General features: G+C 36.3%; 12 protein-coding genes. 9 read left to right on the forward strand and 3 right to left on the reverse strand.

Annotated features, from left to right (window positions below; translation table 11 throughout):
* Positions 1-89: 89 nt before the first annotated feature.
* Positions 90-629: a hypothetical protein gene (locus AC4CUZ_RS19610; protein ID WP_164543324.1), complete on the reverse strand. Its 540-nt coding sequence runs from the start codon at positions 627-629 to the stop codon at positions 90-92.
* A 946-nt stretch (positions 630-1575) separates the two neighbouring features.
* On the opposite strand from AC4CUZ_RS19610, the gene AC4CUZ_RS19615 reads away from it, so the two are divergent.
* The 4 genes from AC4CUZ_RS19615 to AC4CUZ_RS19630 are packed head-to-tail and all read left to right on the forward strand — an operon-like array spanning position 1576 to position 6189.
* Positions 1576-2052 (forward strand): Csu type fimbrial protein, encoded by a 477-nt coding sequence (locus AC4CUZ_RS19615; RefSeq protein WP_490748120.1) that lies wholly within the window; start codon positions 1576-1578, stop codon positions 2050-2052.
* Positions 2053-2076: 24 nt separating this feature from the next.
* Complete coding sequence (locus AC4CUZ_RS19620; protein ID WP_253161120.1) at positions 2077-2826, forward strand: fimbrial biogenesis chaperone; 750 nt, start codon at positions 2077-2079, stop codon at positions 2824-2826.
* Between the two features lie 37 nt (positions 2827-2863).
* A complete protein-coding gene (locus AC4CUZ_RS19625; protein WP_490748121.1) occupies positions 2864-5212 on the forward strand; it encodes a fimbria/pilus outer membrane usher protein in 2349 nt (782 codons plus the stop codon).
* Positions 5203-6189, forward strand: coding sequence for a Csu type fimbrial protein (locus AC4CUZ_RS19630; RefSeq protein ID WP_490748122.1), 987 nt, complete (start codon positions 5203-5205; stop codon positions 6187-6189). Before AC4CUZ_RS19625 ends, AC4CUZ_RS19630 begins: the two co-directional genes overlap by 10 nt.
* A gap of 12 nt (positions 6190-6201) precedes the next feature.
* On the opposite strand, the gene AC4CUZ_RS19635 is transcribed toward AC4CUZ_RS19630, so the two are convergent.
* The gene (locus AC4CUZ_RS19635; RefSeq protein WP_159138977.1) at positions 6202-6672 is read right to left on the reverse strand and encodes a Csu type fimbrial protein; all 471 of its coding nucleotides are present in this window, start codon (positions 6670-6672) and stop codon (positions 6202-6204) included.
* Between the two features lie 270 nt (positions 6673-6942).
* Complete coding sequence (locus tag AC4CUZ_RS19640) at positions 6943-7167, reverse strand: helix-turn-helix domain-containing protein (protein ID WP_058870605.1); 225 nt, start codon at positions 7165-7167, stop codon at positions 6943-6945.
* Between the two features lie 148 nt (positions 7168-7315).
* On the opposite strand from AC4CUZ_RS19640, the gene AC4CUZ_RS19645 reads away from it, so the two are divergent.
* From AC4CUZ_RS19645 to AC4CUZ_RS19665, 5 genes are all read left to right on the forward strand, one after another.
* The gene (locus tag AC4CUZ_RS19645) at positions 7316-7558 is read left to right on the forward strand and encodes a hypothetical protein (RefSeq protein ID WP_058870604.1); all 243 of its coding nucleotides are present in this window, start codon (positions 7316-7318) and stop codon (positions 7556-7558) included.
* Positions 7559-7903: 345 nt separating this feature from the next.
* The gene (gene mobC, locus AC4CUZ_RS19650; protein WP_236770553.1) at positions 7904-8437 is read left to right on the forward strand and encodes a plasmid mobilization relaxosome protein MobC; all 534 of its coding nucleotides are present in this window, start codon (positions 7904-7906) and stop codon (positions 8435-8437) included.
* Positions 8421-10961, forward strand: a complete 2541-nt coding sequence (locus AC4CUZ_RS19655; RefSeq protein ID WP_313391043.1) for a mobilization protein — start codon at positions 8421-8423, stop codon at positions 10959-10961. Before mobC ends, AC4CUZ_RS19655 begins: the two co-directional genes overlap by 17 nt.
* 554 nt (positions 10962-11515) lie before the next feature.
* Positions 11516-12445, forward strand: a complete 930-nt coding sequence (gene repM / locus AC4CUZ_RS19660; protein ID WP_005401975.1) for a replication initiation protein RepM — start codon at positions 11516-11518, stop codon at positions 12443-12445.
* Positions 12446-12511: 66 nt separating this feature from the next.
* Positions 12512-13057 (forward strand): plasmid replication DNA-binding protein, encoded by a 546-nt coding sequence (locus AC4CUZ_RS19665; protein ID WP_005401974.1) that lies wholly within the window; start codon positions 12512-12514, stop codon positions 13055-13057.
* Positions 13058-13182 lie beyond the last annotated feature (125 nt).

The raw sequence follows: 13182 nt of genomic DNA on the forward strand, positions 1-13182 counted from the left end.
ATGAATTTCAAGGTAAATTATAACACGTTTCGTATAAGGTGTATTATGTTAATTTTAGAGAAATTAAAGTATTACTTGATACTTTAATCTTAATTCCATCTTTCCATTAAAGGAACTTTAATATCTTTAAATTCAGGATGTTTATTATAACAAGTAGCGTAATATGATTCTGGATTGAACTCTACATCTATCATATAAGATGGCTCATAACTTATGGGGTCCCCATAATATTTAAAGCTACAATAAGCTGATTTTTGTGGCGCACAATTTTTATAATATAAATTTTCAAAATGATCACGAATTATTATTTCACTAGAATCCGATCCATATCCATTAAGATCTTCAAAATCTGAATTCTTGTATTCAAATAAAGTTTTTGATCTACATTCTCGCGTTGGATAGATCCTAATAGCATTATTCGCTAGCACAGCTACTTTTTTAGGATTCATTTTATCCCAAATAAAAATTCCAGGTATGAATCCTATTAATATTAAGAGAACAATGATACTAAATCCTTTAGAGAGTAAAATTCTAAAAAGAAACTTAAGAATTACTCCTCCACCCCCTAATATGAGCGAAATTACTGGTAAAAAAATTAAAAATATTATTAGATAAATAAAGAATTCCATAGATCACAAAAAAATAGTTTTATATGAAAAGCTTATATACGCAATATCGTTAATTTTTAAAACAACTTTCTTATTTTTATCCCCCTATTTAACATAATAGAGCTTATACGAAATGCATTTTAAAATATTATTGTTTTTCATATAGTTAAAAAATTTGACCGACCTAAAAAACTGCAAAAAGCCGACTTAGAAACAAGTCGGCTTTTTTATGAGCAGATTTGATACTTCTTGCCAATAAAATTGATCAACATTTAATCAAAATGAAGCTTTAGTGTGTGTTATCAATCCACTCAGGACTTAAATCATCCCCAATTTCTGCGGACAACTCTTGGGATAAAAATAGGCCAACTTTGTAAGCTAAAACTTACATAGATTTAAGGATTTTGCGGATTGGTAATTCAATGCATTAATCCTATGATGGCTATATAGGGAACAGGATGTTTCCAGAAAAACAAGAATAAGAAAGTAGCGCAAGGAATGGGCAGCACGAGATCAGCAAGACAAACAACCCAATCTAGAAAAGCCCGACAGGATGTCGGGCTTTTTATTGTCTAAATTTCTTAAATTAAAGTTGTTGCAGGGCCAGTCGGATAACGACTGCCTTATGAACCGTACCCGGTTTGTCGGAGACTTTTTTATTTAAGTTAGGCCACCTGACCTAACGGGAGTTAGGTCGTCCTCATACCCGAGTTGTAACTTAAATTTGAGTAAGTTGGGGGATGCTTCAAATTATAAATCTTTGTGCAAAAAAGCTGTTACTTAATAAAAAATATAAATTAGGAATAATAAAATTGCTTAAAATAACGTCAATAAATATTGAAAAAATCATAAAGTGTGATATTTTTCACACTCTATTTTTTAGTAGTAAAATTTTTTTATGAAACTATTAAAAAATAACAGCAAGTTTTAAAAAAAACCATCTGTTTCATTATTAATAGGTCCTTATATGAAAAACTTTATCACTACAGCATTATTGCTTTCTTCTGGCGTATTTATAGCAGGACAAACAAATGCTTCTACTGATTCTACTAAATTTGCGGATGCAACCTTCCAAGTTAAAATTGAAGTTGTATCAACATGTGCGATCAGTGCTACAGATATCGATTTCGACAAAGTAGATAGTGGTCTTACAGCAACAGATAAAACGGGTAATCTAAATGTAACTTGTACCAATAAAACACCCTACAGCGTTGGTTTATCTAGTAGTGGGAAAATGACTAATACGACTGACTCTACGTATAGCATTGCTTATGAATTATTTAAAGTATCCGGTGGTACAGCATGGGACAACAAAGATAATCTATATTCTGCAACTGGCTCAGGTACTGTACAGACTATCCCTGTAGTTGCTAAATTATCTGGCTCTACAAATGTACCCGCTGGTAACTATGCAGATACCGTCACAGCTACAGTAACTTATTAATTTTTATTATCGTAAAGAGTCCACATGAAAAAGCCAGCCAAATTCTCTCATGTATTTCACATTTGTGGTGCAGGAATCTTGGCAGCTAGTATTTTTATAACACAGGCGCATGCTGCCAGTTTGCAAGTTGCGCCTATTTTATTAGAATTTTCACCACAAGAAAAAGTCAAAGAACTTTGGTTGACCAATACAGGTAATGAGAGTATTCGTGCACAAGTACGGGTGAACGCTTGGACACAAAGCAATCAACAAGATATTTTAACAAACTCCAAAGATTTAATTGCTAGTCCTATGGTCATTAGCATTCCTGCCGGACAACGGCAATTGGTTCGATTGATCCGCAATACTCAAATAGCAAATACGACTGAACAAGCTTATCGTCTCATCGTGGATGAATTACCTAACTCCCAGACTGATGTACAAAGTGGTCTACAATTGTTACTCAAATATTCCATTCCTGTTTTTTTAAAAGTATCGGACAGTAATGATACAGATCAAGGCATAACATCCCTGCAAGGTATGAGCTTTAAATATAATACGCAAACACTAACAATCAACAATCAGTCTAGTCATTATAAGCGCTTCAGTCAGTTTTCCTACATGGATGCGCAAGGCAAAAAAATACCAATTCAAATGGGATTGATGGGTTATGTACTTAGTGGGAAAAGCATGCAATGGAAAATTCCAAATAATATAAATGTTACGCGTGGTGGAAAGTTTATAGCTGTAGTTAATATGGATCTTCGTGAACAAACTCTACCATTATCTCCCTGATACAGAATAAGCTTTAGGTATAGGGAGTTTCTGATCATTGAAGGTTCGAGCAAGCAATTTTATACTTGCAGGAATGATGCTGGTCACAGCACCGACAACATTTGCAGAACAATACTTATCCAATAATATAGACAGTGCGATTCAACAGGAATTGTATTTGGATGTAGAAGTAAATCAGTCTGCACAAATTCAAATTGGTCATTTTTTACAACAAGATCAGCAACTCTATATTGATGTAGCTTCCTTAAAAAATTTCGCCATTACTGCCGAGATAACACCAATCATAATTGATCAGGTACCCTATATCGCACTTGATCAGATTGTAGGGCTAAGCTATAAATATGACGACCTCAATCAAAAAATTTCAATCCAAGTACCTATTACACTGTTAAGCAGTCAACATCAATATGGCTATCAGCATCTGCCTGCTGCAAAAGTTAATCCATTGCATGAAAAAACAGGTGTCTTGCTCAATTACACTGCCTTTGCTCAGCAGCATGAGAATATATTTTCTTTAAATGGTTGGAATGAATTTCGTGTTTTTGGGCTATTTGGTGGGGTATTCAGCCTTTCTAGTAGCTACCAATATCAAGATAATGCCTTTATAAATCATCATATACTGGATACATATTGGGAAAAAGATATCCCAGAACAATTGCTTAGACTACGTTTAGGTGATGCACAAAGTAATGCACTGTCATGGACACGCTCTACTCGCTTGAGTGGTCTTAGTTTATCGAAAAATTTTGCTTTACAACCCTATACCGTGACGACCCCCTTAATGAGTTTTAAAGGTCAGGTAGCATTGCCTTCACAAGTAGATTTAATAATTAATGGTATTAAGCAGGCTTCTCAATATGTCGTACCAGGACAATTTGATATTCAATCAGTCCCCAGTATTACAGGTGCAGGCAATGCACAAATGGTCATTACAGATATTAATGGTCAACAGCAAGTACTGAATATTCCCTTATATGGTACGAATAATCTACTCGCAAAAAGCTTAAATGACTGGTCTTTTAATGTAGGTTATCCAAAGTTAAATTATGGCTTATCTTCATTTGATTATGCACAAGATCCTGCATTTAGTGGAAGCTATCGTTATGGAATATCAAATAAACTTACTCTGGAAACACATACTGAATTGACCTATCAATTGCAACAGGTAGGACTAGGCACACTTTATCAATTAGGCAAACGTGCAGGACAGCTTAATCTCTCTTATGCTTATAGTCGTACACCTGAGCAACATGGACAATTATTAGGCCTAGGTTATAGTTGGAACTCTAAATTAATAAGTTTAAATTATAATGGGCTACGACAGTTTGGTGAGTTTAATGATATTGCTAGCTTGAATGATGCGGTATTTGCCAGTAGGTCAGACCAATTTTATATAGGTTTTAATACTAAAATTGGTCAGTTGGGAAGTAGCTATATCCAGCAAAAATATACGGAGCAAGAGAGTAAGTTTGTATTGCTAAACTGGTCTTATATCTTGCCGCAACGTATGAACCTAAATTTAGGTTATACGCATGATTTAATTAATAAGAAAGATAGTTACTATCTATCACTTAATATCCCTTGGGCGCAACGCAACTCAGCCACAGCATCAATACAGCGTAGTCATGATAACCAACAGTTTGGTGTCAATATAATGCATGCGCTAAATCAAGATCAGGGAGGGATGGGATGGCAAGCAATGACCAATCGTACAGCTCAATACTCACAATTTCAGGGGCAGATCGACTATCTCGGTCGCTATGGGTTAGCACAATTAAATGTGCAACATACAGCATCAGACCAACAAAATAATACCAGTGCATTTGCCTCAGTCAACGGAGGGTTAGTTATTCTAAAAGACGTGATACTACCCACGCGTTTGAGTAACGGTTCATTTGCTATTGTCTCAACAGATAATATTGCTAGCGTACCGGTGCGTATGGAGAATCGTTTGATTGGTAAAACTAATCAGAAAGGATATTTGCTATTAGATCGTCTAAATCCATATCAGCATAATAGTGTAGCAGTTGATACCCTGAACCTACCCATAAATTTAAAAATAGAAACAACACAGCAAGATGTTGTACCTCGTCAGGCAAGTGGTGTATTCGTTCGTTTTCCAATGTATCAAGTGAAATCCGTTCAATTACAGGCAGTCGATGATCAGGGAGAGAATCTAGCAGTGGGTAAATCTGTTTGGGATATTCAACCATCAATACAGCAGCCTCCTAAAACCATTGTAGCTCATGATGGTATTGTATATTTAGATGATGTGAAAAATAATAAATTATATATTGGCGATGAGCTTAAGCAATGCCAAGTGAATCTTCCTGAAGTTTCCACTCTTGAAGGTTTTAGCGATTTAGGAAGGGTGGTATGTCAATAACTCATCAATTTAACCGAATCAAAGCTTATGGCCTCATCAAGCGTTTAGCTTGTATGAGCTTATTGTTTTTAGCTTATAGCCTATGCTCTTCATCTGCTTATGCAGAGAGTTGCTGGGTAAGTGGAGGTAATTTAAGCCTAGGCACAGCGAACATCCAAGGCTCGATGACAGCTTCTACGGATATTACCGTAACATGTAATTCAAACTGGAGTCAGCCCGTGACATATAAGATATGTATGGTAGTTGATAGTATAGATCCAGCGGCTAAAGATCCTCGCACAATGATTAACTATGATAACTATCCTGCTTCCTTATTAAATTATAACTTATATTATGATGTCGCACGAACACGCAAGATACCAAACTCAGACGCTAAAAATACAGCTCAGTGCCAGTCTGTTCAAGTAGGTGCTAATACAGGAAATCCGAGTACATTAGTCAAAATGTATGGTCAAGTTCTTGCAGGACAAAATGTACCTGCTGGCTCCTATAAAACCAATAGTACTTCCATAAAGCTATACTATGCTTATCGCTATGGCTTAGAAGTACCTTCAGATTTAGAAGCTCTAGCTAGTCAAAATAGCTCGACTAACAATATAGTCGTCAATTCTAACTATGAAAATAGCTGTTTGATTTTATCTGCATCAGATATAGATTTTGGTTCAGTGGAGCTATTGAATAATACTTTATATCGTTCAGGGACTATTCAATTAGCATGTCCAATGGGTACCAATATGAAGGTAAGTTTAAATAATGGTATAAATCCATTGGGATCACAAAGACGTATGAAAAATTCTTTAGGAAGTTATATTCAATACGGTTTATATCAGGATCCAAGTCACTCGAACACTTGGCAGGCGGATACTTCATATTCTATAACCCACCAGACTATCCCTGTTTATGCGATGGTCCCATCGCAAAGCATTAGCAGTATAGGGAAATACTCCGATACCATTACTGTGACTTTAACTTATTAGAAAACTCTATATTTAATAGGTAATCGTAGCAGTAACTGTATCTATATATTGACCGGCAGGAACGTTAGTATCAGGCACTTTCCCCCAAATGGTAATATTTTGAGTTTGTCCTGTACCGTGTTGTGAAAAAAGATTTTCAGAGCTGTTTCCCCATTCTTTGCTCATAGATGCATCTTGATAAAGTCGATATGAAAGCTTCAAGGAAGCATCCTGAGTATTCTTTAGTGTACCATCACTATTTAGTGAAATATTGTAAGGCGTACCATTAGTACATGAGACATTTAGACTACCCGTTGCCTGGATATTTTGGGTATTACGAGAAATCGTACCAAAATCTATATTAGAAGTAGAACCTGTGCCGATATCACAAATTTCATTGACTTTTATTTTGACCTGAAACTGTGTGGACTGCCGGTCACTCATGGTATAAGCAGAGACTGAAACTACAGCTAGAATTACAAATGAATATTTAAAAATTTTCATTGAATGTGCCTATATCCAATATAGATAATTATATTAATCTGAATTGTAGAGAGCAAAAAGCTAACTATTTAAAGTAATAGTCTGGATTACGCACTAAATTTCATGATTCTAATCATATTATTCGATTTTACTCAACTATGCTGCCATCTAGTAAACAATTCAAAAATAAAAGGGTAAACAGGCTAGATTTAACATAAAATCTCATCTACGAAATGCAGCAGCACGCGCTAGGACCCAATTAAAACTTTAATTGGGTTCACATCAAATACTCTATTGATCACGATAAGCTCGAACTTTCTCAAAAATTGGATAAAAGTCCAGACCATCATCCTTCATATCTGAAATTACGATCGCAATCACTGCAATGGTAGTGGGCACTTTACCGTTCTTTTTATAGTTGGTAATTGAATTCGCATTCATATCTAAAAGCGCTGCAAATTCTTTAATAGACAGGCCAGACTTACCTATAAGTCTTTGAAATTCTTCGTAAGGCATAGTTTAAAAAGCAGAATTGTTCTGATGGGAAAGTATAGCACAGATCATTTATTTACATTCAAACACATAAATAATGTGTTAATCACAATATTTATGTGTTTAACTATTCTTATCAAGCACTTTTACTCTTTTGATAGGACTTGTTTTTATGAACCATTTCGTACAGCCCAAGCTTCTTATTTCTTCTCAAGCAAAAAAGATTGGATTGACATTAATTAATGATCTTGAACTTTGCATAACGGCACGATTGGCTTTTTATCTGGATGTAAATCATTGTTATGACGGCCATGAAGCAACATTCATTTGGACCGAATGTTTTTTACAAGATCACCCTCAAGCTGAATTTTCTGACGTTAGAAAAGCCTTCCTACAACTTATCCCAGAATGTTAAAAAAACGATAATGAAATCTGTATTTGACTCATAAAATACAGATTTCAAATTCGCCTGTTTTATCACTAGTCTCCCCCCATTTTTAATTAAATAAAGCATCCCTTTCGAGAACAAAAATAATCATTTTATTCCTCAAATTTTCCAAAAAATAACACCCTCTTTAAAAATTCATCCGTTTTGCGCTTTAAACAGACTTTATTTTTTCAACACTGATATAAGAAGTTCGGACATAAAGCACATAAGCAAGCCTACCTGTATTACATTTTTTTCAAAAATTACATACAGGGACTTGTTAGGGGTTTCACCCCTAAGACCCCAAAAGCAAAAGCACGCTGAGAATCTGACATGTTACGCACAAAAACAAAGTCATTTCGTTTGACTGAATTGCAACTAAAGCAACTCGAAATCCATCTTAAAAAAGAAAACTCAGAGTTTTCAGATTTTCTTCATTCATTAATTCAACGTGAGATCATGCAAGACACTGTCACCGTTCAACAGATCCAAGACGAAATAAAACCCCTTAGAACAAAAGTAAAAACAGTCGTTGAAGTCGTCAAACGCTACCAAAAAACTGATCCAGCTTTATTGCTCGAGCTTGCCAAGATTGGCAACAACATTAATCAGATTGCACGCGCATTAAACATCATCAAAAACGCAGATCCGCAAGAGCAGCGCAAACTCGATATTTTAAAAATTTTTTTAGTTTTAAAAGCCATCCAAATCGAACTAGAAGGGATTTTTCCTGCGCTGCCAAAAATCAGTCGGCAAAGCCAAGAACGGCTTCAAAAGCAATTAAAAGATTTACAACTCGAAGAAGAAAAGACCACTGCTGAACCCAAGTCTATTGATTTAGCGGAGGTTGATGAGAGTGCATATTAAATTTTTAGAACACGGCAAAGGCAGTCCAGCAAAAGCATCTGCATACCTTTTAGATCAATATGACCACAACGGTGATTTGCGCGCAGGGGTGCAAGTTCTAAAAGGGGATGCAACCACGTTTAACGCCATTTGTGACTCCAGTCCGCATCTTTGGAAGTACACCAGTGGCGTCATCGCTTGGTCAAAAGAAGACGACCCAACGGACGAGCAAATTAAAGAAGTCCTTAACGACTTTGAACAACATGCTTTCGCAGGATTGGAACAATCGCAGTATCACCTTTTTGCGGTGCTACATACAGATCAAGACGGCTCCAAGCACATCCACGTTTTAACCCCTCGACTCGACATACAAAGCGGAAAATCACTGAATATAGCCCCGCCAGGACATGAGAAACATTTTGATGCGCTCAGAGATCACTTTAACTTAAAAAACAATTGGTCACGTCCGGATGATTTGCTTTTAATGAAGTCCAGACAAGAGCCGAATTATGTTGCAAAACTCCATGCTCAAGCAAAAAAGATTATGGATGCTGAATCTCTTCAAGATCTTACAAAAAAACAGTTTTGCAAATTTATAGACGACTCTATCTCACGCCTTGCGGCTCACCCACTCAGCGGCATTAAGACGCGTGCTGACATCGTTCAAGAAATTAAAAAACATAAAGACGTAAAGTCCGTCAAACAAGGCCGAGATTATCTCACCGTAGAGCTGACAGGCGGCAAAAAACACAGACTCAAAGGATTTTTATATCATGACAATTTCAGCAGAGAACTTTTATCAGAGCATATCAAAGCAGAACGAGAGCGTAGAAACTCTCCAAGTGAACTTGCAGCAGCTATCAATCAAACTGGAAAGCTTCGTGAAGAATATCGCACAAAGCGAGAAACCTATCACAGAAGGCACCATTCTTTTACACCAAGTACAGCAAACGACAATAGCCCTAGAATCGCATCTACACTCGATTTTGAGCGAGATAGAGAATCTATCACCCCAATCCATCAAAATGCTCACAACGAGCTATATGGAGCAAATACAAGCATTACAAGTACAGCTATCGAATATCGATATATCGAGCATCGAAACCGTCACAACCAACATCAATTCGTTTTCAACATCAATCGAGGCGTTACAGGAGCACATCAACAGCCAGTTGAAAAGCATCAAGATCGATCAAGAGAGCCTGCAGCAGAGTATCCAAAGCCAAGTCCAACAAGCACTAGCAAACCAAAGCGAACAGATCCAGAGCGACATCCAGACCTTCATCACGGAAAAATTGAGTACTCAGAGAGCAACCTACCTCCTATACGGAATTATAGTTTTTGGAGTGCTGATTCTTTTAATGAGTTTCTTACTCAGCTATCAAGCAAGTTCAAACTTAAAAACGATCACAGCACAACGCGAAGTGATTCAACAGAACTCACAAATAATTTCAAATCAAAACAGCAACATGTATTAATTACGGAAGAAAACTATGCAGACCGAAATCGACCATTTTTTGAAAGAGCAAAACGACTTATTGAGTCAACAAATCAACTTGTTAACAGAGCAAAACAACGCATTGAATCAACAAGTGAGTTCATTAAAAAACATCTTGAGCAAATACAGCGAAGTCGAGCAGAGCTTACAAAACAAAATCACCCATTTGAAAACCGAGAACGAAACCCTACAAGCCTTGATCCTGGCCATGAAATCAGAACTTTCAAAGCTCGAGCAGGGCAACTTTTCCGAGCAATTACAGCAAGCATTTCAAAACAATGTGCTGATGCAATTGCAGACGCAATTAACACAAACTTTGAAGCAACTGAATTTAAACAACATTATCAGCGCTTTAGTGAAGGCCGAATTGAAACCGATTCAATCGAATATCAACACACAGCAGGCCGATCTCGAGAACGCACTCTTGAAAATCTCGCAAGTGAAGGTACCCGACAACTTTTACAAAGATCTAGAGATGCAGAGCAAGCAAATCGACATGCTCGTGGAGAAAGTGGAAAAATTAGTCGAATTAATCAACAACTTGGGGGACTAGAAACTACAGTAGCGGACATTCGACTAATGCCTAAGCCGGCTACAGATTTTCACCTCAGTTCATTGCGCAATGACAACTATTACCCCGACTATGTTCTTTATCACAAAGAACTATGTGATGAACAGCAACAAGCCTTCAATAACCAGGACACATTACTATTGATTGATTACACACAGAAAAAAGCGGAAAACTTAGAAACCTACATGAGCCGAGCAAGTCGAAACTTGAATAAATCTGACTATGAAAAAATTGAACAGATCATCAAAAATGATCAACGCATGCTGAAATATCTGCAATGCGAGAAGATTTTAGAACGGCAAGATGCCCACTTTGAACAGCATAGAGCTGCATACCAAACATGTTTAAAGCGTTTTGAGAATATCAAAAGTGATATTTACCAAATTAAAAACTCATCCCCTCAACATAATGTTTCTCAAAGCGATGAACACGAATATAAAACAAAGCCCAAAAATGATTTAGATTTTAATTTTTAATTAATCTAAACAATGATTTACCGAGCGAGTGTCTACGAGCGACAGAGCGATATAAAAATTTCGCGCTGCTCTTTTCCTGATTACAAGCTTCCTTTTGCAGCTAAAAGAGATTAACCGAGCAAAGCGACGACTCTATATTTGAGTCTAGATCGAGCGTAGCGAGTAAAAAAGCTTTATGAGCGAAGCGAATTCCGAGTTGCTTTTGATCTTGCTTTTGACTTTTTTTAAATACACGTAAACATAAACCAAAAAATTGCCCCGTCGAATCGAGCGAAAGCGAGATTCAATAGAGTTTGAGCGTAGCGAAAACCAAGGGCAATTTTTCACTCCTTGGGCTTTTAATTATTTTAAAGTTTTTAAATGCTTTTAGATGGTCTAAAAACCTTTATTTATAACATTCTTAGAGATTATAAAACGAGGTTTACCTTGCATTAAAACGAGGTTTACCTTGCATTAAAACGAGGTTTACCTTGCATTAAAACGAGGTTTACCTTGCATTAAGCGAGTTGATAATATAACCTCGTCTTATTAAATTAAAAACATAATCTTTTCATATGAAAACAGAACTAATAGTTAAAGATAATGCCTTAATTAATGCCAGTTATAACCTTGATCTAGTGGAGCAACGGTTAATTCTTCTAGCGATTCTTGAAGCAAGGGAGTCGGGTAAAGGAATAAATGCTAATGATCCTCTAACAGTTCATGCTGAAAGTTATATCAATCAATTTGGTGTTCATCGAAATACGGCTTATCAAGCATTAAAAGATGCTTGTGATGATCTATTCGCAAGACAATTTAGTTATCAAAGCCTTAGTGAAAAAGGAAATGTTATTAATCACAAATCAAGATGGGTGAGTGAGGTTGCTTATATTGATAATGAGGCTGTTGTTAGACTTATCTTTGCTCCCGCTATTGTGCCTTTAATTACTAGACTAGAAGAACAATTTACAAAGTATGAAATACAACAAATAAGCAATTTAACAAGTGCTTATGCCGTTCGTTTATATGAAATATTAATTGCATGGCGTAGTACCGGAAAAACGCCTCTCATAACCCTGTACGACTTCAGACAAAAAATAGGGGTACTCGATACTGAATACAAACGAATGTATGATTTTAAAAAATATGTCTTAGACATTGCATTAAAACAAGTCAATGAACATACCGATATTACTGTCAAAGTTGAACAGCATAAGACGGGCAGATCAATTACAGGCTTTTCATTTAGCTTTAATCAAAAAAAGTCGGCCATTCAATCTGTCGGATCTAAAAGAGATTCAAATACATTAGACCTCTTTTCAACAATGACAGATAAACAACGTCACCTATTCGCCAATAAGCTATCCGAACTTCCTGAGATGAGTAAATATTCACAAGGTACAGAGAGCTATCAGCAGTTTGCTATACGTATAGCCAATATGCTGCAAGATACAGAGAAATTTAGGGAATTACTTCCTTTGCTCAAAAAAGTAGGATTTCAATGACATTGTTAATTGAAGTTGTTAAATTAATAGTCAATTTTTAACACAAGTTGAAAACTGGTTTACATAATGAAAAAACTGTCAGTTTCAGAACTAGCAAAACTATATGGATACTCTAGACAGGCTATTTATGCCCATATAAATAAAGGAAATTTATCAAAAGGATCTGATGGATTGATTGACTTTTCAGAGGCTTTGAGGGTCTTTGGAGAGCCACAAAAAAACAACTCTACTGTCAACCAAAGTCAATCAACTAACAGTCAAAACTTAACAGAAGTTGACTTATTAAAACGTCAAGTTGAAATACTAGAAAAACAATTAAATCAGGCAGTGCAGAGAGAAAATCAATCACTAGAACGTGAATCGTTTTATCAAGAACAGATTGAAGCTATGCAGCGCTTACTGGAAGCTCCAAAAACCAATATGACTACGTTTACCGATCCGAAATCTAGCCAAGATATAGCAACGGATCCTCGGTCAGAACCTGAGCCGAAACATGACGGATTGACTACTCTGGAGCAGAGGGAAAATAAGCGGATTCCGGTGCCGGATCACGTTGAACCGGAGCAGCCGAAAAGAGGCTTTTGGAGCCGTTTTTTTAGACCCTATGATTAACCACGATTGTTTAACTGATATGAACAAAGTTGTGGAACATTGATCAAATAATAGGCGTGGAACGTGAAAAATCATAAAAAAAGCCCGAACAGTGATGCTCGGGCTATAAACTTTGAAATAAGTAT

It is taken from the genome of Acinetobacter sp. 789_lipA (genome assembly GCF_058242845.1).